Source organism: Mycobacterium sp. SMC-11 (assembly GCF_046250095.1).
Classification (GTDB): Bacteria; Actinomycetota; Actinomycetes; order Mycobacteriales; family Mycobacteriaceae; genus Mycobacterium; species Mycobacterium heraklionense_A.
Genome location: NZ_CP176430.1, coordinates 2,260,024 through 2,283,326, shown reverse-complemented (window position 1 = coordinate 2,283,326; position 23,303 = coordinate 2,260,024). Strand labels below are relative to the sequence as shown.

Below are 23,303 nucleotides of genomic sequence, written 5' to 3'. Positions count from 1 at the left end.
GGGCCTCGCCACCACGCTGCGCTGGTGGCCGCTGGCCGGTGTGCTGGCGACATTGGCCCTCGGTTGGGCGGTGGGCCGCGGCTCGACACCGATCGATAACTGGTTCGGTCGCGCCACCTCCACCCTGATCGGCGAGCAACCCCGGTGGCTGTTGATCTTCACCAGCGGCTGGCTGGTGCTGACGGTGACGGTGGCGTGCCTGGTAGTGGCCTTAGGTCGCAGGCAGTGGGCACTGGCGGCCGCGGTGCTGGCCTGCCCGTTCGCCGTCACCGCCATCACCATGGGGCTCAAGCGCCTCTTCGACCGGCGTAACGGGCCCTACCTGGAATACCCCAGCGGCCATACCGCGCTGTTGGTCGCGGTACTGGGCATGATGGTCGTGGTGGTGGCCCGGCTGTGGGCGCTGGCGGCCGCCACTCTGGTGAGCCTGCTGGGCATGCTCGGGTTGGTGGCCTGCGGCTACCACTACGTCACCGATACCGTCGGTGCGGCGATGCTCGCCACCGCGCTGGTGTGTGGAACGGCTCGGTTAACGTCTGCGCTGTGATCGTGCTGCTGCCCCCGTCGGAGACCAAACGCGCCGGCGGCGAAGGACCACCGCTGTGCCTTGATGCATTGGCCTCCCCACAATTGACCGGCCTGAGGGCCGAACTGGTCGACGAGCTGGTGGGTTTGGCCGCTGATCGGGAGGCCAGCCGCAGCGCATTGGGATTGTCGGCGTCGCAGGACGCTGAGATCGAGCGCAACGCCGCGCTGCGTACCGCTCCCACCGCGCCGGCGATCAACCGATACACCGGTGTGTTGTACGAGGCGCTGGACGTCGATTCGCTGCGCGGCGCCGCAGCCGCCCGCGCCGGCGCCCGCCTGGCCGTCGGCTCCGCCTTGTTCGGGCTGCTGCGGGCAACGGATCCGGTACCGGCCTATCGCCTCTCGGCATCCTCGAAGCTGCCCGGACAACCGGGATTGGCCAAGCGCTGGCGGCCGGTGCTGGAACCGGTGCTGGCCGAGATCGCCGCGGCCGAGCTGGTCGTCGACCTGAGGTCCGGTTCCTATGCGGCACTGGCCGCCGTTCCGGGCTCCGTGCGCGTCGATGTGGTCGCCGAGCACCCCGATGGGAGACGAGTCTCGGTGAGTCACTTCAACAAAGCGCACAAGGGCCGGCTGGCGCGGGCGCTGGCCACCACCCGGGCCGAACCCGACGATGCCGCCGCGGTGGCCGCCATAGCTCGGCGGGCCGGCATGCGGGTGGAACGCGACGACCGTCGGCTGACGATCGTGGTTGCCGCCTGACGGGTGACAATGGGCAGATGCCGAGTCTGCGGATGGTGATTGTTGTTGCGCTGCTGCTCGCCGGAGCCTCCGGCACCGCGGCCGCCGCGCCGGGATCGGACGTACCGGCACTGTCGGAAGCCGCCCGCGCGGCCGGGTTCGTCGACGTGCGCAGCGCGGTGCCGGACGCGATCATCGACCTGCGATATGCCACCGCGAACAACTTCGTCGGCGAACAGCTCTACCCGTCGAACGCTCGGTGTCTGGTGCACGAGTCGCTGGCACCGGGCTTGACCGCGGCGGCCGCCGCACTGCGCAGTCGAGGACGAATTCTGGTGTTCTGGGACTGCTACCGGCCACACAACGTGCAGGTGCGGATGTTCCAGGTGGTGCCGAACCCGAACTGGGTGGCCCGGCCAGGTTCGCTGGCCCGCAGCCACGAGACCGGGCGGTCGGTCGACGTGACGACCGCAGACGCGTATGGGCGGCTGTCAGAGATGGGCACCGGATTCGATGACTTCTCGCCGGCTGCAACGGCATTCGCCGACGGAATCAGCGCCCGCGCCGCGGCCGAGCGTGCCGCCCTGCGCGACGCGATGGGTGCCGGTGGCCTGGCCGTGTACTCGGGTGAATGGTGGCATTTCAACGGCCCCGGCGCCGACGTGGGCCGCCCGATCCTCGACGTGCCGGTCAATTAGGTGGCGGCGCCGCCAGGTGACGTTCCACCGATTCGACTTTGGTGTGCATAGCGTCGACCGCGCCGTCTCGCCAGTCGGCTTTGATCACCGTGCTGACCCGAGGTGAGCGGGCCGCTACCGCTTCCACCGCCCGTTGCACCACGGCCATCGCCTCGGCCCAGCTGTCGCTTTCGATCACGGTGAACATGGCATCGGTGCGATTGGGCAGTCCCGATTCCCGAACGACCCGCACCGCCTCGGCGACGATCTCGCCGACTCCCTCCCCCACGCCGAGCGGCGTTACCGAGAACGCAACCAAGACCGACACGTCATTCACCCCTCTCGACAGCGTCACCGCGAGCGTACCTAGCATCGAGGCCGTGCGAGTTCTGGTCCAGCGTGTCTCATCGGCCCGCGTCAAGGTCGACGGTCAGACGGTCGGAGCGATCGAACCGGACGGCCAGGGCCTACTCGCACTGGTCGGCGTGACCCACACCGACGATTCCACCAAGGCGCAGCGACTCGCCGAAAGCTTTGGCAGTTACGCATTCTCGATGGCCAGAAGTCGGCAGCCGATGTCGGCGCGCCGATTCTGGTGGTCAGCCAGTTCACGCTCTACGCCGACACCGCCAAGGGCCGGCGGCCATCGTGGAATGCCGCCGCGCCGGGTCCGGTCGCCGAACCGCTGGTCGCCGAGTTCGCCGAGACCCTGCGCGGGTTGGGCGCGCAGGTGGCCACCGGGCAGTTCGGGGCACATATGCAGGTGGAACTGGTCAATGACGGTCCGGTGACGGTGCTGCTCGAGCTCTGAGGCGAAACCGCTCTACGCCCAGTGCCGTGGGCGCTAACGTGGCCCGATGAATACAGCTGCCAAGGTCCGTTACGGCGGGTACGCCGCGATCGCCGTCGCCGCGCTCGTCGCCACCTGGAGCCAGAACCTGGCCTACCAAGGAACCGACTCGTTCTTCTCCCGGTGGCTGCCGGACACCGCGGTGACACCGGCGTCCCGCTCGATCACCGCCGACATCCTGATGCTGTTTCTGTCGGCGGCGGTATTGATGGTCACCGAAGCCCGCAAGCACAACGTGCGGTTCGTCTGGGCCTACATCTTCGGCGGATTCCTCACGGCGATCAGTTTCACCTTCCCGTTGTTTCTGATCGCCCGCGAACGTCGGCTGGCCGCCGAGGGCGCCTCGGCACCCCGCCTGGGTGCCCTTGATGCGGCACTGCTGGCCGTGGTCACCCTGGTGCTGGCGGGCGCAACGCTGTGGGTCGATACCCGATAGCGCGCGCCCGCATACTGCCTCGTATCACGTTGCGCGCATAAGGGGTTCGTTGCCTCGCGGCCCGTCAGCTCAGCCTTAGCCCTACGGCAGGGGCACTGGACAACCCGCCCGTATCAGGCGTTCAAGATCAGCATCTGGAATCGGCGGCCGTATTCGATCTTCTACGATTTCGACATCGGCACCCGCTGCCTGTTCGAAATCGACGGCCTGCTCTACACCGACCAAGTCAGCGCAGTCCGCATGTACTACGACGAGTCCACACCGAAAACCTTCGACATCACCATCGGCACCGGCGGCGATATGGAAGACCCCCTCGGACAAGTCGTCCGCACCATACAAACCATGTGGAACGCCATCGGCACCATATTCGGGAGCAACGACCTCTTCTAAGGCGCACCCGGCGGGAAATACGTACAGGCCAAGTCATCAACCCGTCCGTCAGCCAGAGCCCCAAAGTGCTCGATGCATTCATCCCGGCCACCGTCGGGGTACTTGCAGGTCACGAAGGCTTCCAGAAAAACATTTCCACGACGACTTTGGCAGCGCACGTTCATCTTGACCATGCACTGGTTATACGCATCAAGGGTTTCCACGTTGGCTAATGCGGTGCACGTTTCGTCGGCGTGAACCGGTGCCGGTGCTGCGATAAACAATGCGGCCGGCGCCACGGCGAGTAGGGCTTTGTTCCACACGACTCGTCTCGTTAACGCGGCTCCGCGCCGGATTCTGGTGCCGGAGCCGGCTCGGAACCAGGCGGGACGTACGTACAAGTGTGGCTGACAATCTGTGCGCCGCTGCTGAACGGGGAGGGATCAAGGTGTTCGATGCAGTCATCCCGGCCGCCGTCCGGGTAGCTGCAGGCGACGTGGACTTCCACATAAAAGCGTCCAGCGTACACGCACGACACGTCCATCTTCTTCGTGCACGCTTTATACGCGTCAAAGTCGGGTGCCAACGCGGTGCATGCACCGTCGGCGTAAACCGGTGCCGGTGCTGCGATAAGCAACGCGGCCGGAGCCACCGCGAGTAGAGCTTTACCCCACACGGGGCGTCTCCTTCGCTGGCTACCGCTTGCGTATGCCTTGCGCGTCATTGCGTTCCTTTCGTCCTGATCACCGAGTGAGGAGGGGTTGATGCAACCGCATATCGACGTCCACGGTCGGTTGGTCCTTCCTGAGATTCCTGAGCCGGGCCCGGATGCACACCCGCTCGATAAAGCCATGTGGGCCATTGCCGATGCCCTGAATTGTCCAGTATCACCCGACGGCACCATTTACTACTTGCGGTTTCTCGATCGACGTCTACCAACCGCCTGCCGTCGCGGACGAGCCGTTTCCAGAACCTTCCAGCCGTGGCCACAGTTATCCACAGTTGACGATTCTGCTAACAGGTTTGGGTCAGCCGACTTTTCTGTCGGTCGGTCGAACTAGTGTTCGATACATGGGCAGGAATGCGATCGCGGATCGGGACACCATTCTGGGGTGCCTCGACGCGATCGAGACCGCCTATGACCAGCTCGCAGAATGCTCGCTGGATGCCTTAAGCGCCGACGACTTGATGGCGGTGCTGGCCCGCCGGGAAGCGTTGGCGTGGCGGGCGCCGGTGGTCGATCACCGGATCCTGGCCCGGTTGGTCACCGACGGCGATCCGGGCGCTTTGGGGGCGTGCTCGCTGACCAAGGCATTGGCCGAGCGGTTGCGGATCAGCGGCGCCAGCGCGCGGCGTCGGTTGGCCGAGGCCGCCGAGCTCGGGCCACGCGCCGCGGTGACCGGGGAACCCCTGGAGCCCGCGTTGCCGGAACTGGCCGCCGCACAGGCTCTGGGTCGGATCGGGCCGGAGCATGTGGCGATCGCCCGCAAGGCCTTGACGAAAATACCGGCCGCGGTCAGTGCTGCCTACCGTCAGCGAGCCGAGCGCGACCTCGCGGTACTGGCAACACAATTCGCGCCGGAAACCTTTGCCCGCCTGGCCGATCACCTAGTAGCCGTACTCGATCCCGACGGAGACTTCACCGACCGGGAACGCCTCGCGAAGCGCGGACTGCGCCTGGGCCGCCAAGACGTCGACGGGATGAGCACGCTGTCGGGCAAGATCACCCCAGAACTGCGCGCCACCCTCGAGCCGATCCTGGCCAAACTCGCCGCCCCCGGGATGTGCAACGCCGCGGACGAGCACCCGTGCATCAGCGGGACACCGAGCCAAGAACAGATCCAGCGCGACAATCGCCGCCCCGACCAACGCACCCACGACGCGCTATTGGCCGCCGCCCGCGCCCTACTGGCCTGCGGCGATCTCGGCCAACTCAACGGCCTACCGGTGACCGTCATCGTCACCACCACCCTGGCCGAGCTACACGTCGCAGCCGGCCACGCACCGGTGACCGGCCCCCGCACCACCGGCAAAGCACACACGGCCGGCGGATCGCTCCTCCCCATGTCCGACCTACTGCGGATGGCCGAGCACGCATACCACTACTTGAGCGTGTTCGACGGCAAAGGGCGCGCGCTCTGGCTGGGACGTAGCAAGCGGCTCGCCTCAGCAGATCAACGCATCGTGCTACATGCCCGAGATCGCGGCTGCACGAGACCCGGCTGCACCGTATCGGGGTATTTGTCCCAGGCGCATCATCTCGAAAAGGACTGGGCCCACAACGGAAAAACCGACGTCGACGCCCTCGCGTTGGCGTGTGCACCCGATAACCGGATGGCCACCGAACAAGGCTGGACTACCACCCTCGGACACGACGGCCGCGTCGCATGGATTCCCCCACCGAAACTTGAACGCGGCCAACCCCGAGTGAACCCGTTCCACTTCATCGAAGCCGTCATCGACTACCACACCCGGCCCAACCCGACACCCGACAAGGCCGGCGATCTACCCGAGGAACTACCACCGCCGATCAACGATTGGCCCGAAGCGGGGTGACCGCCGCGGCACTAACGGAAGTCGGGCGGAGCGGACAACCCGGCAGCCGAGACGGGCGACAGATAGACGCCCACCAGGGTGCGATGCCACCAGGCTCCGTCCCGTCGCCGTTCGGCCCACGTGGTGAAGCGGTACTCGTAGAGCAGGATCCGCACGAAGCGCGGCGGGGTGTCCGGAAACGGGTTGTAGCGCAACAGACGTAACGTGTCGCGGTCATTGCTCAGTAACCGCTGCAGCAGCACATCACGCCACGGCAGCCCATACCGCGGCGAGAGCGCGGCGAACCACATCAGCCAGTCCAGCCGCAGATGGTAGGGCGCCCATTGACGCGGAAGTCGGTCCACCGCACCGGGTTTACCTTTGAAGTGGTATTCACACCAGGGCGTTCGCTCGGTGAGCTCCGCCGCCGCCGTTCCCTCGATCACCAGCTCCCGACGGAAGCGGCCAACAGTCCCGAACGCACCGTAACTGTTGACCAGATGAAGCGGGTTGAAGCTGGCATTCATGCGCTGATTGCGCGACGCCATGTTGCGCAGCGGCCAGTAGCTCAGTACCACGACCACCGCCGCATACACCATCACCAGCGCGGCGAACCACATCGGGGCCGCCGGCATGTCCGGTGCCTGCAGGCCCGAAATCGTTCCGGTGAACCAGGATTCGTCGAGAGCCCCGGCGGCCAAAACGATCGTGATCCAATTCAGCCAAGCGAAGTTGCCGGAGGCGACCAGCCACAACTGGGTGATGATGATGATCCCGGCGGCCACCCCGGCGATGGGCTGCGGAGCGAACAACCCGAACGGGACCACCAGTTGGGCGACATGGTTGCCCGCTGCCTCTATTCGGTGCAACGGTTTGGGCAGGTGGTGGAAGTACCAGCTCAACGGGCCGGGCATCGGCTGGGTCTCGTGGTGGTAGTACAGGCAGGTCAAGTCGCGCCAGCAGGAATCGCCGCGCAACTTGATCAGCCCCGCGCCGAACTCGATGCGGAACAGCAGCCAACGCGCCAGCCACATGACCAGCACCGGCGGCGCAACGCGGTCGTTGCCCAAGAAGACGGCCAACAACCCGGTCTCCAGCAGAATCGATTCCCAGCCGAACGCATACCAGGTCTGGCCGACGTTGACGATTGACAGATACAGCGCCCATAGCAGCAGCCAGATCGCCATCACCGTCCACAGCGGCACCAACTCTCCGGCCCCCACCACCAGAGCCGCGGCCAGTCCCGTACCCAGCCAGCACACGAACGCGAAGAAGCGATCCGAGTAGTGCAGATGAAAGATGCTGGGCGTCAGCCGAAACGGGCGGCGCCGTACGTACTGCGGCACCGGCGTCATACCGTGTTCGCCTATCAGGGCGCGGAACTGCCGGGCGGCCGCGACAAAGGCGACGACATAGACGGCCGCGATCCCGCGTTCGAGGAGCAGCCGTCCCAGCCAGTACCCGGAACCGCTCAACCACGCCCACTGTGTGCTCACACCTGCAACTCCTCGGTGTGATGTTCATACCACCGGTGGAGACAGGAGTCAGCCGGTTGACAGTGCTCGGTACAGCAGATGCATGGCTACGGTCGTCGAGCGCTCCCGGACATCGGCCCGCTCCCCCGGCAAACGCGTAGTCCGGGTGGTCATCCGGCCATCACCGAGCGCCACGCAGAAACACACCGTGCCCACCGGTTTGTCCGGCGTTCCGCCGCCAGGCCCGGCGATGCCGGTGATCGCCACCGCGGTGTCGGCACCGAAGCGCCGCAGTGCACCCGCGGCCATCGCCTCGGCCACCGGCTCGGACACCGCGCCGTGTTCGGCGATCAAAGCCGGATCGACGCCCAGCAGTTCGATCTTCGCCTCGTTGGAGTAGGAGACCACTCCGCCGGCCAAGTAGTTCGAGGCGCCCGGTGGGTCGGCCAGCCGGCCCGCCAGTAGGCCCGCGGTGCAGGATTCGGCGGTCGCGATCTGTCGACCGGCCAGCGCCGACGCCACCAGATCGTCGATCTGCGAACCGTCCTCGGAAAAGATCGCTCGCGAGTGCCGTTCGCGAAGCAGCTTCAGCAATTGCTGGTAGGCGCCCGCCGCGTCCGGTTCGTAGCGTGTGACGATCTCCAGCTCGCCACGGCGCAGGCAGGTGGTGATCTCCAGCCGGTGGAAGTCGCCGATGGCATCTTGCGCGTGGCGCAGCGTGTCGGCCAGGCCGGACTCCGGCAAGCCGAACATCCGGATCGTCTGCTGCTCGTAGTGCGTCCGGCCGGCCAAGGCCTCCTGCACCGCGGCGGTCTCTATTGCCTTGTGCCACATCGGTTGCAGCTCACGAGGCGGCCCCGGCAGCACCACGACCGTCGGCGAGCCGGGCACCACGACTCCGGGCGCGGTGCCCACCGGGTCCAGGATTGTCGCGCCGGCCGGAACCATCGCCTGCTTGCGGTTGGCCGCCCGGACCGTCGCGAAATCCGGCGCGCCCGGGCCCGTGTAGCGCGCCATCATCGGTTTGATGATCTCGGCGATCCGGGCTTCCAGCTCGTCGTCCAACACGACATCACGGCCGCAGAACCTGGCGACGGTCTCGACCGTCAGGTCGTCAGCCGTCGGCCCCAGGCCGCCGCTGGTGATGATCAAGTCCACACCCTCGGCGGCCAGGAACCGCAGCTGACTCTCGATGTCCCTGGGCCGGTCGCCACAGATCGTGATGTGCGCCAACTCGACTCCCAGTTCCAAGAGTCGGTCGGCCAACCACGGTCCGTTCCGGTCGGTCACACGTCCGGTGAGTACCTCGGTACCGGTGACGACGATTCCTGCGCGTGCGCTCACCGGTCCGAGATTACGCAGTCAGCGTCAGGGCAAGCCCGGAATCAGCATGACCTCCATCGGCGTCACCGGAGCAACCGGCGCAACCGGAACGCTCGGCAGGTAGCCGGTGGGAGCGAACGCCGTCGGTGCTGCAGGCACCGGGGCCGAACCACCGAAGTTCGGCAGCGGGAACGGCAGCACCGAGCTCAGGCTGGCCGGAAGGTTCCCCAGTCCGGGCAGCCCGGTGGCGGCCTGCTGCTGGGGCATCGCGCTCGGCGACGGCGGCACGTTGAAGGTCGCGGTGGCCAGCGGTGCCTGCCCGGGTGTCGCGGGCGGCGCGAATGTGGTGCCGCTCAGCGCCCCCGTCGTGGTCTGCAGCAACTGCTGCGGCAGGCTCGTCGAGGACGCGACCATCTGCTCGACCACGCCGGACAACCCCGGGTTGATCGGCGCGGTGTCGGCGTTCGCGGTGGCGCTGGACGCCAGCGCAGTGAGGAACAGACCCGCAGCGGCGCCGGCCGCGACGGTCAGGTACTTACGGATTCGTGACATGGCTTCTCCCCAATCCCAACAACTACAAGGTCGGGACCGAAGTTAGCCGTGTGAAAACTGATGCCAGTGTGACACGAGGGGCGTTTATGCAACCGTTGCGAACCGGAGCCGCGGCAGTTACCGACCCGGCCTCAGCGGGCCAACCAGCTCGCAGTCTTCGCCAGATCGGTGGTGTACGCCAGCAGGACGCCGTCCTCGTAGTGGGCTCCGCCGTTGAGGGCGGTGCTGTCGCGCCAAATCGCGTGAACCTGGAAGATCCCACGGCTGTAGACATCGACACGCTCACGCTGGGTCCGCGCCCAGCCCTGCTGCTCTGCCTTTTCCGACAAAGTTTCCCGCGCGTCGGTCGCGGTGGTCTCACTGGTCATGAAGCCGACCCTCTTTTCGCATAGGCCAAACACGCTATCAGCTGCCCAGATACGTCCTCCTGCGGCGCGGCGCGCGACCACCCCCCACACGCCTGGCACCGACGTAACATCGACGGCGATGACCGCAGTACCGAGTGATCCGATCGCTGACGTCGCCCGGACCGAGTCGGGCGCGCGGATCGGGGCGTTCTTCGACCTCGACGGCACCTTGGTCTCTGGGTTCACCGCCACCGCACATGCCGGCGACCGGATCCGCCGGCGCCAGGCCCGCGCAGGTGAGGTGTTCGGCGTCGTCGAGGCCGCCGTGCGGTACCGCCTGGGGCGGATGCAATTCGAACGGTTGCTGGTGCGGGCGGCGGGCTATCTGCGCGGCGAGACCATCAGCGAACTCAACGACGTCGGCGCACGACTGTTCGCCGACCACATCACCAGCCGGATCTACCCGCACATGCACGAGATCGTGCGGGCGCATCAGCAGCGCGGCCACACCGTCGTACTGAGTTCCTCGGCACTGACCATCCACGCCGAACCGGTGGCCCGGTTCCTGGGTATCGCGCAGGTGCTGTGCAACCGCTTCGAACTCGACGAGCGGGGCGTCCTCACCGGTGACATCGTCAAGCCCGTGGTGTGGGGCGCGCAGAAGGCGGCCACCGTGCAGGATTTCTGCGCGGCCAACGGGGTCGATCTCGCCGAAAGCTTCTTCTATGCCGACGGCGACGAGGATGCGGCTCTGATGGCGCTGGTAGGCCGCCCCCGGCCGGTCAATCCCCGACCCCGGCTGGCGGCGCTGGCCGCCGAACACGGCTGGCCGGTGCTGCGCATCACCGGCCCCGACCGCACCGGCGGGCGATCATTGCGCCGCGCCGCCGGTTTCGGGGTGGCGGTGCTGCGTGCTTTTTCCACGCGCTGAGCCACCCGATGCCCTAAGACACGATTGCCGGTAGTGTTAGGTTTCACCAGCACACCTAGGCCCGACTGGCCTCGTGATGCCGCGTCTGGTACTTAATTAGAACACGTTTCACTTCGATCCCACGCCCTGTGAAGGAGTCCGTCATGCACACTCCCCTCTGCGACGAACTCGGCATCGAGTTCCCGATCTTCGCCTTTACCCACTGCCGCGACGTTGTCGTCGCGGTGAGTAAGGCCGGCGGTTTCGGGGTGCTGGGCGCGGTGGGCTTCACCCCGGAACAGCTCGAGATCGAGCTGAAGTGGATCGACGAGAACATCGGCGACCACCCGTACGGCGTCGACATCGTCATCCCGAACAAGTACGAGGGCATGGACTCCGGGCAGTCCGCCGAGGAACTCGCCGAATCGCTGCGCAAGCTGGTCCCCCAGCAGCACCTCGACTTCGGCAAGAAGCTGCTCGCCGACCACGGTGTGCCCGTTGAGGGCGCCGACGCCGACAGCCTGCAGCTGCTCGGCTGGACCGAGGCGACCGCCACCCCGCAGGTCGAGGTCGCGCTGCAGCACCCGAAGGTGACGATGATCGCCAACGCGCTCGGCACTCCCCCGGCGGACATGATCAAGCACATCCACGAGGCGGGCCGCAAGGTCGCCGCGCTGTGCGGCTCCGCGCGACAGGCGCAGAAGCACGCCGCGGCCGGCGTGGACATCATCATCGCCCAGGGCGGCGAAGCCGGTGGGCACTGCGGCGACGTGGGCTCGATCGTGCTGTGGCCCGAGGTCGTCAAGGCGGTCGCACCGGTACCGGTGCTGGCGGCGGGCGGCATCGGCAGCGGCCAGCAGATCGCCGCGGCCCTCGCGCTGGGCGCGCAGGGCGCGTGGACCGGTTCGCAGTGGCTGATGGTCGAGGAGTCCTCGAACACCGAGGCGCAGCACGCGGCATACATCAAGGCCGGCAGCCGCGACACCGTGCGCAGCCGCTCCTTCACCGGCAAGCCGGCCCGGATGCTGCGCAACGACTGGACCGAGGCCTGGGAAGCTCCGGAGAACCCGAAGCCGCTGGGTATGCCGCTGCAGTACATGGTCTCCGGCATGGCCGTGCGTGCCACGAACAAGTACCCGAACGAGAGCGTCGACGTCGCGTTCAACCCGGTCGGCCAGGTCGTCGGCCAGTTCACCAAGGTGGAGAAGACCGCGACGGTCATCGAGCGGTGGATTCAGGAGTACCTCGAGGCCACCGGCACCCTGGAAGCCCTCAACGAGGCATCGGGCGTCTGATCGATTACCGCTCGGCGCCCAGAGAAGTGCGCAGAAACGGTTGGGCGGCAACGGCATACAGGCCGAACACCGTGAACGGCGCCAGCAGCGGTAGCCAAGGAAGCTGCCACGGGAACACCGTCGCGACTAACCCCGCGGCGGTGAACCCGAGGGCAAAGATCGCCGTCGGCAAAGTCACCGTGTCGACGTGGCGCAGCGCAAGGTAGCCGACCGCGGCCAGACCGGCCACCGCCGCCGAAACATCAGGTGGATCGGCCAGGCCGATAGCGACTGCCGCGAGCAACACCGCCGTCGTCGCCGCTACTTTCCAGCGGAGCCCGAGTAGCACCGCACCGGCGGCCAGCAGCGCCGCAATCCCTGCGATACCCGAGGCGCCCAAACCGGCGACCGCGGCCATCGACAGACCGGCCAGACCGCACAGGCCGGACAGTCCCGGCGACGGGCGCGTGTCGAGTCCGGGCGAAAGCGTCATCACCGCACCGCCGCGGGTCTGCGCCGCGGCGTCACCACACGCATCGCCTGCTCCAGCGGCTGTTCGTACGGCCAGGAGGCGACATCGACGCCGATGGTGGCCATGTCGCGATACATGGCGCTGCGCTGCAGCATCCAGATCCGGGCCACCAACGGGTCCAGGTCGTTCTCGAATGGCGAGCCGCCCAGCACGTCGACCGCGAGCACCACATGGCCCCGTTTTCGCAGATCGGTCAGCGCCAGCGCGAATTCGGTGTCCAGCAGCGTGGAGAACGCAATGATCAAGGCGCCCGCCGGGACCGCGGCCCGGGGTGCCAGCGTCCCGGTGGTCGACTCGACTCCATCGCCGGCACCGAGGACCGCGTCGACGATGCGATAGAACTGGCGCTGCCCGATCTCCGCACCGACCCACCGCGGGTGGCGGCCACCGAGAATGACGATGCCGGCACGGTCGCCGTTGCGCAGCGCGGTCTGCACCACCTGCGCCGCGCCGAGTACCGACCGTTCGGTTGCCTCGGTCGCCGGGCCGGCAGGCTGCGGGTAGGCGTCGATCAACACCACGACGTCGGCGCCACGGTCGGTCAGGCGCTGGGTGATATGCAGGCTCCCCCGTCGTGCGCTGACCGGCCAATTCACCGAGCGCAGTGGATCGCCGGGAACGTAGGCGCGGATGTCGGCGTACTCCACGCCGCGGCCCGGATGCCGGGTCAGGTGGGTCCCGACGCGATCGAGCAGGTCGCTGTGCGGGACCGGGGTGGACTGCGGCGGCGCCAGCGGGAACACGGTGACCTCGGCGACGTCGACAGTTCCGGTCCCGACCAGCAGACCACCCCGGGCCACGGCGCTCACGGTGGCACGGATCGGATACCGGCCCCAGCGTCCGGCGGTGGCAGTGACCGTTTTTCGGCTTCCAGCCGCGACGGTGGACTCCGTGATCTCGAGACTGAGCGCCGGATGCGCCGACACCGCCAGACTCATCCGAACCATGTCGGCACCCGATACCGTTGCGCCGACCGCCAATTCGACCGACTCGGTCTCGAAGCAGCGTTGCTCCGATGGCGTGGCGTGTACCCGCAAGCCCGGGACGGATCGCTGGCTGTCCAACGAGCACAAGACGGCGAGCAAAGGCGCCGCAAACGCGATCAGTTGCCAGCGCGATGCACCCACGGCCAGCACCAGGGCCAGCGCGGCACCGGTGGCCGCCGCCTTGGCGAATGGGGATGCGCGCCAATGCATGACGACGTCCATCGCCAATGGCTCGGGGTCTTGCGTCACGGCGGTGTCGCCTCCGGGGTTCGCGGCACCGGCAGCCGCCGCAGCAGCTCCTCCACCACATCGGCGCCCTGAACTCGGCGCACCCACATCTCCGGCCGCAGCGTGATCCGGTGCGCGATCGCCGACGTGGCCAACGCCTTGACGTCCTCGGGGATCACGTAGTCGCGGCCGAGCAGCAGCGCGCGGGCCCGAGCGAGCTGGACCAGGTCGAGTTCCGATCGCGGGCTGGCCCCCACAGCCACCTGCGGATGGCGCCGGGTTCCGGTAGCCAGCGACACCACGTAGCGCAGCACGTCGTCATGTACACCGACCTGTTCCACCGCTTCACGCATCGCCAGCAGATCGTCGGCGTCGATCACCTTGCGCACCGTCGGTAGGGAGGCACCGCGGTCCAGGCGACGGCGCAACATGGCCGCCTCCCCCTGCTCCGAGAGATAACCCAGGCGCAGCATGATCGCGAACCGGTCCAGTTGCGCCTCCGGCAGCGGATAGGTGCCCTCGTACTCGATCGGGTTGTCGGTGGCCAGCACGATGAACGGCGACGGCAACCGATGCGTGTTGCCGTCGATGCTGACCTGACCTTCGGCCATTGCCTCCAGGAGGGCCGCCTGGGTCTTGGGCGGCGTTCGGTTGATCTCGTCGGCCAGCACCAGGTTGGTGAAGATCGGCCCGCGGCGGAACTCGAAACGCCCCGAGGACATGTCGTAGACCGTCGTACCGAGCAGGTCGGCCGGCAGCAGGTCGGGAGTGAACTGCACGCGGATGAAGTCCAGGCCGAGCGCGGCCGCGAACGACCGTGCGATCAAGGTCTTGCCCAGGCCCGGCAAGTCCTCGATGAGCACGTGCCCGCCGGCGAGCACCGTGGTCAGAATCAGGGTGAGTGCGGAGCGCTTGCCCACCACGGCCCGTTCGATCTCGTCGAGCACCGCGGTGCAACGTTCCCCGGTGGTGGCCGCCGCACCGGACAGCCCGGTGCTCATCGCTGCTCCAGGCGGCACAGGATCTCTTCCAGCACAGCACGTCCGGGGCCCGGGCCGCTGCCGCCGGTGGGCGCGACGTTGCTGGGATCGACCCACGGCCAGAGCTCGTCGCCGAACAACAGCGCCCCGGTGGCAGCGAACGCGGCGGGATCTTTCGCCCTCCCCTGCCCGGTGGAGACCTCGAACCGCCGTGCCAGGATCGGTCGCCAGCGCCGATCCCAGTCTGCTCTGGTCGATTCCGACCAGCGGATTCTGGCTTCGGTGCCCGTGCGCCACCGGCGCAGCGCCTCTCCGGGTTCATCGGTCGGCTCCGGGTCGGCGGGTGGTCCATCACCTCCCGTGGCCAGCAGGCGCCGAATACCGAAAACCGGCAGCGCGACCGCGAGGCCCGCCGCCCCGAACAACAGCTGACGCTGGTGGGTCATCAGCGCCACGATCTCAGCGCCAACGATCAACAGGACCCCTTGCAGCGCGAGTGTTTTCATCGTGGGTTCCGCAATTCCTCGAGCACCTGCCGCAGCGCCGCGATCGCATCAGCGCGGTCACGCTCGGTCATCAGGTGGGCGCTGAAGCGCGCCTCGGTGAACAGTTTCACCAGCCGGGTCGCGTTGGCCGCGGGCAGGGCGTGGTGTTCGACGGCTCGCGCCAGTACTTCGGTGGGGGTGTCGAAGGCGCGGGGTGCGATATCGGGAACGGCGCCTAGGTGGCGTTCCATCACCGCGTAGCAGGCGATGATCGCCGCCCGCGGCTCGCGACTGGGATCGACGATGCGGGCTAGGCCGAGTTCCGCTGCCCGAACCAGGTTTTCGTCGGCACTCGGTTCGTCCACGATCGCCGGAGTCACGATGGTCTCGGGCGGTGCGGGTTGCGGGCGCCGGGCGCGTGCGGCGAGTACCGCGGCGGCCAGCAGCGCCAGCAGCAGGGTGGCTACGGCCAGCAGATAGGCGGACGCGCCACTGGCCAGTCCGCTGGGCGCGGCCGGCGGCGGGGCCGGCGCGACCGGTGTGCCCGGCGGCGTCTCACCCGTCCCGGACACCTCCGTCGGCAGCTCGATGCGGAAGCCGCCACCGAGTTTCGCCAACATCAGGATGGTCAGCAGCCACAACGCCAGCGCCGCCGCGACGATCAGCACCGCGCGCCAGACCGGTCCTCGTCCGGCTCCAGCGGTCAGGGACAACTGGCCGATGCTGCCGGCTCTCGCGCGTTGATGCCGTGCCCGGTGCACGACAGCGACCGCGATGATCGTTCCCGACACCGCCAACAACGCCGCCAACACAACCGGTTCCACGGTGCTTGCGGCGCTGGTGCGGTGTGACTCGGGCGCGGCACCGGGTAGGTATCCGCGCGTCGTGGCGCCGGCCGCCAGCAGCAGTACGCCCAGGGCGATCACTCGCACGGTCGCCCTGTCGCTACCGGCCATCACCGGAACGCCAGGTACCTGGGTTTCCCGCCGTCGCCGCGGCATTCCCCATACTGGCACGCCAGGGCTGGAAGCGGCCAGAATCGCGTCGTTCAGGCCGGGCCGGTCACCCGGACTTCTCGTCGTGCCCGCCGAACTGCTTGCGCATGGCCGAGAGCACCTTTGCGCCGAACTCGAACAGCTGGCGCGAGGCGAATCGCGCGTACAGCGCGGTGGTGAGCACCGGCGCGGGGACGCCCTCGTCGATGGCGGCGATAACGGTCCACCGGCCTTCACCGGAATCGGAGACCCGGCCGGCGAATTCCTCCAATTGCGGTGACTTCTGCAGGGCACTGGCGGTCAGATCCAGCAACCAGGAACCGATCACGCTGCCCCGCCGCCAGACCTCGGTGACCTGCTCGATGTCGATGTCGTACCGATAGAACTCGGGATTGCTCAACGGCGCGGTTTCGGCATCACCCTGTTGATCCTGCTTGCCGATGTTGGCGTGGTGCAGGATGTTCAGCCCCTCGGCGATCGAGGCCATCATCCCGTACTCGATGCCGTTGTGCACCATCTTCACGAAGTGCCCGGCTCCCGATGGGCCGCAGTACAGATAGCCTTTCTCGGCTTGCGCGATCTCGCCTTCGCGTCCCGGGGTGCGCGGGGCCGCGTCCACCCCCGGAGCCACGGTCGCGAAGATCGGCTCGACATGGTCGAACGCTGCCCGATCCCCACCGACCATGAGGCAGTAACCCCGTTCGCGGCCCCACACCCCGCCACTGGTTCCGCAGTCGAGAAGATGAATACCTTTGTCGGCCAAGATCTTTGCGTGCGCGATGTCGTCGCGATAATAGGAGTTTCCGCCATCGATCACGATGTCACCGGATTGCAGTGTGCCGGCAAGTTCTTCGATGACCCCGGTGGTGATGGCACCGGCAGGCACCATCACCCACACCACCCGCGGCGCGGACAGCTGCGCCGCGAGCCCGGCCACCGACGAGACCCCGGTGGTGTTGGGCTCGGAGGTCAACGCGCTGACCGCGTCGGCGTTATGGTCGTAGACGACGCATTCGTGACCGCCGTCGACCATGCGCCGAACGAGATTGGCGCCCATTCGCCCCAGGCCGATCATCCCCAGTTGCATGGTGCGCTGCTCCTTACCGTGAGCGGCCATCGTCCGCTCGAAGCTAGCGCACCAGTCTGGGCAGAAGCTGACCGGCGGATGCGGCGGTGCGCCTAGCCGACCTGGGCGATCCCCGGCGGGAAGTAGGGACCGATGCCTCCGGTGTAGATACCGGGCTGCCAGCCGCGCGCGCCCAGGCACAGCAACGGCAGCCCGTCGGGCGACTGCGCGGCCGACTGCGGGTTCGGGCACGGCGAACCGATGTCCTGCACTCCGTAGAGCGGGTAGGAGATCTGCCAGAACCCGGTGTCCTTGGCCGGGAACTGGTTGGCGATGAAGTGGCATGCCAGCGCTTGGCCGTTGGGGCCGTGGCCGTAGATGAAGCGCTCCCAGCTGAAGCAGGCGTCGCCCTGGCGCTGGCCATCGACCATGCCCGGCACGTCGCCGGGGTAGGCACCGGCATCCGGTGCGGCGCTGATAGCGACTGCACCCGCGGCTCCCGCGATGAAAGCAGCTGCAGCTAGTTCACGAATCATTCTTCGCCCTCAGTCTGTCGATCCAGGCCACCCATCGGCGACGCGTCAGAGCCTAACGGGTGGTCGTCGCACGTCAGCGCGAATCCGCCGAAACCCCGCGGGCCGGGACCGCTAAAGTGCCGCGGATGACCGGAAAGCAATGGCAGCTCGACGCATCGCACGGCCAGCTGCTGGTCGGCACCGATGTGGCGGGCCGAGCGGCAAAGATGGGCCATCGGCTGACCATCGTGATGGAACGCTGGGAAGCAACCGTGTCGTGGACCGACGACCGGCCAGCGTCGGTGGAGCTGACTGTCGAGGTCGATTCGCTGCGCGTGTTACAGGGCGACGGCGGGCTGACTCCACTGACCGCACCGGAGAAGACACTGATCCGCAGCAATGCGCTCAAGTGCCTCGACAGCAACAAGCATCGACTGATCCGGTTCAGGTCCAGCGACATCGAACCGACCGATGAGGGCTATCGGCTCACCGGCGAACTGGAGATCCACGGGCGGGTCAAACCGCATGTCGTCGAGCTTCGAGTGGCGCATCAATCCGACGGTTCCTGGCAGCTGAGCGGCGACAGCAGGGTGCTCCACAGCGACTTCGGTGTGCGGCGCTATTCGATGCTCATGGGGGCCATGCAGGTCGCCGACGAGGTGACGGTGTCCTTCTCGGGGACCGTCGCGGCCTGACTCAGCGGCCCGGTGGGCCGAAAATGTGGTCCCGCACGCGTTCCAGCCGCGACGGCACGCCATCCGGTGACGATTCCTGCAGGTCCGAGGCGGCCAGCGGTGCATCCCACAGCGAACCGAGCTCGGCGGGCGCCTCTTCCGGGGTCTCGCTCGGGGGCACGGGGGCGGCAGGTGGCGGCGGCAGGGCCGGAGCGACCGCCGGGGGTGGTGCGGCGGGCACGGCGACGCGTGCCACCGTGGCGCGCTGCGGTGGTGTGGCATCCGGCTCTACCCGGCTCGGGCCGAGTTGCAAGCTCAGTGCGGCGGCCACCGAGGCCACCAACGTCACCGCGCCTGCCGCCAGCACCAGCAGCGCTGCGGCATAGGACAGGGGCCGCACCCGACGCCGGCCGACCGCCGCGCCGGCCGCGGGCGCCTCGAGCGGCGCCGAAGTCAATTCGGCATGCGGGGCCAGGGCCTGGGCCGCGCCCCGTGCCAACTCCTGAAACGCCCCGCCCTGGACGAAGACCGGAATCGACAGCTTGGATTCCAAACGGCGCCCGAGCCGGTCCATGCCCCGCACCGATCCGGCCACCAGGAGCACTTCCGGCCGCTGACCTCTCGAGGCCATCACGTCAGCCAGCCAGCCGGTCACATCGTCGACACTGTTGATCGGGCAGGCGGTGACGATCGCTTCGGCGGAATCCGGCTGGTCGGGCAGGACCAGGGTGGCCACCTCGGCTTCGACGACGCAGACCGCGGCTCGTGCGTGTGGTGCGCCGATTCCGGCGGCCAGCCACATAGCGGCCTGGCTGTAGCGCACCGGAACCACGTGCTCGAAGCCGGCGTCCGCCAGCGTCTCGAGCAGCAGCGCGGCGCCTACGGCCGCTTCATCGCTCCAGGCCACTGCCACGCCGTGCAAGCGTTCGCCGCGCGCGGCCAGCATGGTGCGCAGCTGGTCAGCCACCGCTGAGGATTGTGTCGCCAGAGCTACCGCGTCGGGTCCGGCGTCACCGTCGGCGACACTCACCTCGTCACCGATAACCGTCGGGCAGTCCGAGCCCCCGGCGTCGGCCATGACCCAGCCGATTGTCGACGGCGTGATCGCCAGCCCCAGTACGGTGTCCAAAATCGCGCGCCCCAATCGTCCTGATCTGCGATGTCACCACGTCTGCTCAGGGCCTTCGCCGGGCCCGTGAACGGGCTCGGCGGGGCGCCGGAACAGACCGGCGACAGCTCAGGACTGTGTGGTCTTGTCGGCTTACCGGAGGGGAGCCTACGCGTGTCGTCCTACTTGTCCTAACCGGGTCCGGGGCGAAAATCGGGTATGCTATATGCGAGTCGGATCCCTTGACGGCCGCTTAACTTGCAAATTGCGGCCGTTGCTGCATGTAAGGGCCGATGCCGAAGTGGTGGCGCGCGTGGCGTCGCGATCGAGAGATTGAACGGTCCACAGCACAACGACAAGGGGCAGGAATGACAGACGTGAGCAAGGGATTGCGCTGGGCACGCCGACTATTGGTCGGCGCGGTAGCTGCCGCAGCGCTGCCGGGCCTGATCGGCCTGACAGGTAGCGAGGCGACCGCATCGGCGTTCTCCCGGCCGGGTCTGCCGGTCGAGTACCTGCAGGTGCCTTCGGCAGGTATGGGCCGTGACATCAAAGTTCAGTTCCAGCCCGGTGGTCAGGGCTCCCCGGGCCTGTACCTGCTCGACGGCATGCGGGCCCAGGACGACTACAACGGCTGGGACATCAACACCCCGGCCTTCGAGTGGTACTACCAGTCGGGCATCTCGGTGATCATGCCGGTCGGTGGCCAGTCCAGCTTCTACAGCGACTGGTACAAGCCGGCTTGCGGCAAGGCGGGCTGCTCCACCTACAAGTGGGAGACCTTCCTCACCAGCGAGCTGCCGGCCTACCTGGCCTCGGAGTACGGCGTGAGCCAGAGCCGCAACGCCGCGGTCGGTCTGTCGATGGCCGGCGCGTCGGCGCTGACGCTGGCGATCTACCACCCCAACCAGTTCACCTACGCCGGCTCGCTGTCGGGTTACATCAACCCCTCGGACGGCAAGAGCTGGATCGGCCTGGCCATGGGTGACGCCGGCGGCTACAAGAAGGAAGACATGTGGGGCCCCGACGACGACCCGGCGTGGCTGCGCAACGACCCCACGGTCAACGTCGGCAAGCTGGTGGCCAACAACACCCGCCTGTGGGTCTACTGCGGTAACGGTCGTCCGAACGAGTTGGGCGGCGACAACATCCCCGCGACGTTCCTTGAGGGCAACTTCATGATCGGCCAGAACAAGAAGTTCCAGGAGCTCTACACCGCGGCCGGTGGCAACAACGCGATCTTCAACTTCCCCGACTACGGCACCCACAGCTGGGAGTACTGGGGCCAGCAGCTGCAGGCCATGAAGCCGGACCTGCAGAGCCACCTGGGCGCCAGCGGCGGCGGCAGCTAGGTTCTGCACCGACCGCAGCGGTCTTGTCACTGGGCCCCATCCGATTCCGGGTGGGGCCCAGTGCTTTGTCGCCGATGGGGTTACCGTGGCGTCGCCGACGTGATTGGATGGCGAACATGCAGGGTTCGGCGACAGTTCATATGGCGGCCCCGGCCGATCGGATCTGGGATCTGGTGGCCGACGTTCGTAACATCGGGAAGTTTTCTCCGGAGACCTTTGAGGCCGAGTGGCTCGACGGCGCTGAGGGTCCCGCGGTGGGCGCACGATTCCGCGGGCATGTGCGGCGCAACGGGATCGGGCCGGTGTACTGGACCACGTGCCGGGTCACCGAGTGCGAACCGAACCGGGTCTTCGGCTTCGCCGTGCTCGCCGGTGACCGCGCGGTGAACCGGTGGCGTTACGAGCTCACCCCCACTGCGGATGGCACCGACGTCACCGAATCGTTCCAGCTGGCCAATTCCTTCCTGACCACCGTGTACTACTACGTATTCGGCGGTTTTCTACGGCAGCGCAACAACATTCGCGATATGCGCCGCACCCTGGAACGAATCCGCGACGTCGCAGAAGGGCCCGCACAGCCCTAGCGGCTCAGTCCAGGCTGTCCGGGTCGGCCAACGGCAGCAGCAGGAATGACGGGGTGGGACCGCCCTGATGCACCTGGTAAAGCCCGCCCGCCAACGCCTGTCGGGTAGTCGCCGTTGGAACCAGGTGCGGGAAATCGTAGGTGGTCACCGTCAGTCGCAACCGGTGCCCCGGCGCGATCAGCGCTGCGGTCGGGAAGATCTCGATGTCGTAGGCGGTCAGCTCCCCCGGCTCCACCGGTCGCATCGCAGACCGGGTGCTGATGTGATGCGGGCGCAGCACAGTGCCATCCGGCAGGTACCAGGTCCGGTCCGGGTCCAACTCGCGATGTGAGCCCAGCAGCGCCCCCAGCGTCAGCGGCCGATTGACGCCCTCCGGCGCAACGTCGTCGAGGTGGGCGACCCACAGTGTCTCGGTGGTGTCGGCGGTCGCCTGCACGCGCAGCGTTATCGGTCCCGCGATCAGTGTGGGCGAGTCGAATGCCTCGGTCGTGTAGGTCAGCGCCCCGCGCTGCACCCGGCGGTTGTCCTGGTCGTGACGAGTACGGCCGCCCGCTGCTGCGGTGGCGTAACTGTTCAGCCCCAACGACCACTGTTCGAGGCTGCGCCCCGATACCGGACCGTGCGAGCGGTACGGCAACGCGGCCAGGCTTTGTTCCTCCTGGGCGTCGGCAGTCAACCGGCCGGCGTGTGACAGATAGAGCCGAGTCGGTGTCGCCTCGGGAATCGGGTACTCACTGGTGTGGAACCAGCGGCGGTCGCCGATCGCCTGGAAGGTGAACGGCGCGCCTGAGATAGCCGCCGCCGCATCATCTTTCAGCCAGTAGTCGAACCAGCGCAGCTGCAGATCCAACAGGTACAGACCGTCGTAGTCCGATACGTGGTACCACGGCCCCATCATCAGTTTGACGCGGTCGGTCAGCGGCTGCCCGGGCTGCATCGGCGCATTGGGCGGGCGGCCGGTGTAGGCGTTCTGCAACGCCGCGTAGTTCAGCGGTGCACCGCGTTGAAAGGCATCGTGCCAGCCGCCGGTGAGGAAGACAGCCACGTTGTTGGCGGCGATCTCCGGCAGCACCAAGTCCGGTCGCATGTCGTCCCAGAACGGCCCGTCGTAGGCGGCGTCACCACCGGTGCGCGCCTCGGCGATCAGCGGCCCGAAGTAGCCGCGCTGGTCTTTGCCGCGCTGGCGTACCGCGGCCAGCCCGCCGGCGCGGGGCCGCGAATGACTTCCCGGAGTGAAGAACTCCAGCGCGGGGTTGATCACGTTGAGCAACGTGTAGATCGAGCCGTAGGCGCGCACCGTCCGCAGGTGCGATACCCCGCCCATGGCGGCGGCATCCCGGTAGAAGTCGTTGGCGGCCATCACCGGGAAGATCGCCTTGAGCGGAGAGTTCGGGCCGACCGCGGCCGCGGTGAAAAGCTGGTTGATGGCCAGGTAGGAGATGCCGAACATGCCGACGCGCCCGTTGGCATTGGGCAGCGTGGACGCCCAGGTGACCAGCTCGACACCGTCGCGCGTCTGGTCGGCGCCGAACATCTCGAACGAGCCACCGGATGCCCCGGTGCCACGGACGTCGACCATCACCTCGATGTAGCCCCGCCGAATCAGATGCGGTGACGGACCGCCGCCGATCTGCGCCGCCGGCGGTGGTGCCAACTTGCCGTAGGGGGTCACCGACAACAGCACCGGGAACGGTCCTTCGGCGGGCGCGCCGGTCTCGGGGACGGTGGGGTAATGGACGTTGGCGCGCAGCACGACTCCATCGCTCATCTTCACAGCGACG

26 protein-coding genes and 1 pseudogene are annotated in these 23,303 nt (G+C 67.5%); 12 read left to right on the top strand and 15 right to left on the bottom strand.

Features of this window, described 5'->3' with window-relative positions:
* The first annotated feature begins 40 nt into the window (after window positions 1–40).
* The 3 genes from ACKY0X_RS10640 to ACKY0X_RS10630 are packed head-to-tail and all read left to right on the top strand — an operon-like array spanning window position 41 to window position 1,967.
* Entirely contained in the window at window positions 41–547 is a 507-nt protein-coding gene (locus tag ACKY0X_RS10640; protein ID WP_409429384.1) for a phosphatase PAP2 family protein, read from the top strand.
* Entirely contained in the window at window positions 544–1,290 is a 747-nt protein-coding gene (gene yaaA, locus ACKY0X_RS10635; protein ID WP_409429383.1) for a peroxide stress protein YaaA, read from the top strand. The genes ACKY0X_RS10640 and yaaA overlap by 4 nt, the downstream gene beginning before the upstream one ends.
* 17 nt (window positions 1,291–1,307) lie before the next feature.
* The gene (locus tag ACKY0X_RS10630; protein WP_409429382.1) at window positions 1,308–1,967 is read left to right on the top strand and encodes a M15 family metallopeptidase; all 660 of its coding nucleotides are present in this window, start codon (window positions 1,308–1,310) and stop codon (window positions 1,965–1,967) included.
* Here ACKY0X_RS10630 and ACKY0X_RS10625 read toward each other — a convergent pair.
* Entirely contained in the window at window positions 1,960–2,274 is a 315-nt protein-coding gene (locus ACKY0X_RS10625) for an MTH1187 family thiamine-binding protein (RefSeq protein ID WP_409429381.1), read from the bottom strand. The two genes, ACKY0X_RS10630 and ACKY0X_RS10625, sit on opposite strands and share 8 nt — an antisense overlap.
* 52 nt (window positions 2,275–2,326) lie before the next feature.
* Between ACKY0X_RS10625 and dtd the strand changes: the two are divergent.
* The 3 genes and pseudogenes from dtd to ACKY0X_RS10610 all read left to right on the top strand — a co-directional run bounded on the left by dtd (window position 2,327) and on the right by ACKY0X_RS10610 (window position 3,622).
* Window positions 2,327–2,757, top strand: a pseudogene (dtd, locus tag ACKY0X_RS10620) (D-aminoacyl-tRNA deacylase).
* 46 nt (window positions 2,758–2,803) lie between these two features.
* Entirely contained in the window at window positions 2,804–3,232 is a 429-nt protein-coding gene (locus tag ACKY0X_RS10615; RefSeq protein WP_409429380.1) for a DUF2834 domain-containing protein, read from the top strand.
* Between the two features lie 240 nt (window positions 3,233–3,472).
* The gene (locus tag ACKY0X_RS10610; RefSeq protein ID WP_409429379.1) at window positions 3,473–3,622 is read left to right on the top strand and encodes a hypothetical protein; all 150 of its coding nucleotides are present in this window, start codon (window positions 3,473–3,475) and stop codon (window positions 3,620–3,622) included.
* On the opposite strand, the gene ACKY0X_RS10605 is transcribed toward ACKY0X_RS10610, so the two are convergent.
* A complete protein-coding gene (locus ACKY0X_RS10605) occupies window positions 3,619–3,924 on the bottom strand; it encodes a hypothetical protein (RefSeq protein WP_409429378.1) in 306 nt (101 codons plus the stop codon). The two genes, ACKY0X_RS10610 and ACKY0X_RS10605, sit on opposite strands and share 4 nt — an antisense overlap.
* A gap of 748 nt (window positions 3,925–4,672) precedes the next feature.
* On the opposite strand from ACKY0X_RS10605, the gene ACKY0X_RS10600 reads away from it, so the two are divergent.
* A complete protein-coding gene (locus ACKY0X_RS10600; RefSeq protein WP_409429377.1) occupies window positions 4,673–6,157 on the top strand; it encodes an HNH endonuclease signature motif containing protein in 1,485 nt (494 codons plus the stop codon).
* A gap of 11 nt (window positions 6,158–6,168) precedes the next feature.
* On the opposite strand, the gene ACKY0X_RS10595 is transcribed toward ACKY0X_RS10600, so the two are convergent.
* The 4 genes from ACKY0X_RS10595 to ACKY0X_RS10580 form a co-directional block, all read right to left on the bottom strand.
* A complete protein-coding gene (locus ACKY0X_RS10595) occupies window positions 6,169–7,632 on the bottom strand; it encodes a lipase maturation factor family protein (RefSeq protein WP_409429376.1) in 1,464 nt (487 codons plus the stop codon).
* Window positions 7,633–7,680: 48 nt separating this feature from the next.
* A complete protein-coding gene (locus ACKY0X_RS10590) occupies window positions 7,681–8,955 on the bottom strand; it encodes a competence/damage-inducible protein A (RefSeq protein WP_409429375.1) in 1,275 nt (424 codons plus the stop codon).
* Window positions 8,956–8,979: 24 nt separating this feature from the next.
* Entirely contained in the window at window positions 8,980–9,486 is a 507-nt protein-coding gene (locus tag ACKY0X_RS10585) for a hypothetical protein (RefSeq protein ID WP_046287078.1), read from the bottom strand.
* Between the two features lie 131 nt (window positions 9,487–9,617).
* A complete protein-coding gene (locus ACKY0X_RS10580) occupies window positions 9,618–9,854 on the bottom strand; it encodes a hypothetical protein (RefSeq protein WP_065042052.1) in 237 nt (78 codons plus the stop codon).
* Between the two features lie 118 nt (window positions 9,855–9,972).
* On the opposite strand from ACKY0X_RS10580, the gene ACKY0X_RS10575 reads away from it, so the two are divergent.
* Both ACKY0X_RS10575 and ACKY0X_RS10570 read left to right on the top strand, forming a co-directional pair.
* The gene (locus ACKY0X_RS10575; RefSeq protein WP_409429374.1) at window positions 9,973–10,764 is read left to right on the top strand and encodes an HAD family hydrolase; all 792 of its coding nucleotides are present in this window, start codon (window positions 9,973–9,975) and stop codon (window positions 10,762–10,764) included.
* 143 nt (window positions 10,765–10,907) lie between these two features.
* The gene (locus ACKY0X_RS10570; RefSeq protein ID WP_046286510.1) at window positions 10,908–12,038 is read left to right on the top strand and encodes a nitronate monooxygenase; all 1,131 of its coding nucleotides are present in this window, start codon (window positions 10,908–10,910) and stop codon (window positions 12,036–12,038) included.
* A gap of 4 nt (window positions 12,039–12,042) precedes the next feature.
* Here ACKY0X_RS10570 and ACKY0X_RS10565 read toward each other — a convergent pair whose 3' ends face one another.
* The 7 genes from ACKY0X_RS10565 to ACKY0X_RS10535 form a co-directional block, all read right to left on the bottom strand.
* Window positions 12,043–12,510, bottom strand: coding sequence for a hypothetical protein (locus ACKY0X_RS10565; protein ID WP_409429373.1), 468 nt, complete (start codon window positions 12,508–12,510; stop codon window positions 12,043–12,045).
* Window positions 12,510–13,757, bottom strand: a complete 1,248-nt coding sequence (locus tag ACKY0X_RS10560; RefSeq protein ID WP_409429585.1) for a DUF58 domain-containing protein — start codon at window positions 13,755–13,757, stop codon at window positions 12,510–12,512. The genes ACKY0X_RS10565 and ACKY0X_RS10560 overlap by 1 nt, the downstream gene beginning before the upstream one ends.
* A 23-nt stretch (window positions 13,758–13,780) precedes the next feature.
* On the bottom strand, window positions 13,781–14,764 hold the full coding sequence (locus ACKY0X_RS10555; RefSeq protein ID WP_409429372.1) for an AAA family ATPase: 984 nt from the start codon (window positions 14,762–14,764) through the stop codon (window positions 13,781–13,783).
* Window positions 14,761–15,249, bottom strand: coding sequence for a hypothetical protein (locus tag ACKY0X_RS10550; protein WP_409429371.1), 489 nt, complete (start codon window positions 15,247–15,249; stop codon window positions 14,761–14,763). Before ACKY0X_RS10550 ends, ACKY0X_RS10555 begins: the two co-directional genes overlap by 4 nt.
* A complete protein-coding gene (locus ACKY0X_RS10545) occupies window positions 15,246–16,184 on the bottom strand; it encodes a DUF4129 domain-containing protein (RefSeq protein ID WP_409429370.1) in 939 nt (312 codons plus the stop codon). The genes ACKY0X_RS10550 and ACKY0X_RS10545 overlap by 4 nt, the downstream gene beginning before the upstream one ends.
* Window positions 16,185–16,290: 106 nt before the next feature.
* Window positions 16,291–17,310, bottom strand: coding sequence for a phosphogluconate dehydrogenase (NAD(+)-dependent, decarboxylating) (gene gnd, locus ACKY0X_RS10540; protein WP_409429584.1), 1,020 nt, complete (start codon window positions 17,308–17,310; stop codon window positions 16,291–16,293).
* Between the two features lie 92 nt (window positions 17,311–17,402).
* The gene (locus tag ACKY0X_RS10535) at window positions 17,403–17,825 is read right to left on the bottom strand and encodes a hypothetical protein (protein ID WP_065042056.1); all 423 of its coding nucleotides are present in this window, start codon (window positions 17,823–17,825) and stop codon (window positions 17,403–17,405) included.
* Window positions 17,826–17,950: 125 nt separating this feature from the next.
* Between ACKY0X_RS10535 and ACKY0X_RS10530 the strand changes: the two genes are divergently transcribed.
* Window positions 17,951–18,499, top strand: a complete 549-nt coding sequence (locus ACKY0X_RS10530) for a YceI family protein (RefSeq protein ID WP_409429369.1) — start codon at window positions 17,951–17,953, stop codon at window positions 18,497–18,499.
* A 1-nt stretch (window position 18,500) separates the two neighbouring features.
* Here ACKY0X_RS10530 and ACKY0X_RS10525 read toward each other — a convergent pair whose 3' ends face one another.
* On the bottom strand, window positions 18,501–19,607 hold the full coding sequence (locus ACKY0X_RS10525) for a hypothetical protein (RefSeq protein ID WP_409429368.1): 1,107 nt from the start codon (window positions 19,605–19,607) through the stop codon (window positions 18,501–18,503).
* A 347-nt stretch (window positions 19,608–19,954) separates the two neighbouring features.
* Here ACKY0X_RS10525 and ACKY0X_RS10520 point away from each other — a divergent pair, with 347 nt between their 5' ends.
* Together ACKY0X_RS10520 and ACKY0X_RS10515 are read left to right on the top strand one after the other, a co-directional pair.
* A complete protein-coding gene (locus ACKY0X_RS10520; RefSeq protein WP_064888590.1) occupies window positions 19,955–20,938 on the top strand; it encodes an esterase family protein in 984 nt (327 codons plus the stop codon).
* Window positions 20,939–21,045: 107 nt separating this feature from the next.
* Complete coding sequence (locus ACKY0X_RS10515) at window positions 21,046–21,522, top strand: SRPBCC family protein (RefSeq protein WP_082981165.1); 477 nt, start codon at window positions 21,046–21,048, stop codon at window positions 21,520–21,522.
* 4 nt (window positions 21,523–21,526) lie between these two features.
* On the opposite strand, the gene ACKY0X_RS10510 is transcribed toward ACKY0X_RS10515, so the two are convergent.
* On the bottom strand, window positions 21,527–23,290 hold the full coding sequence (locus ACKY0X_RS10510) for a CocE/NonD family hydrolase (RefSeq protein ID WP_409429367.1): 1,764 nt from the start codon (window positions 23,288–23,290) through the stop codon (window positions 21,527–21,529).
* Window positions 23,291–23,303 lie beyond the last annotated feature (13 nt).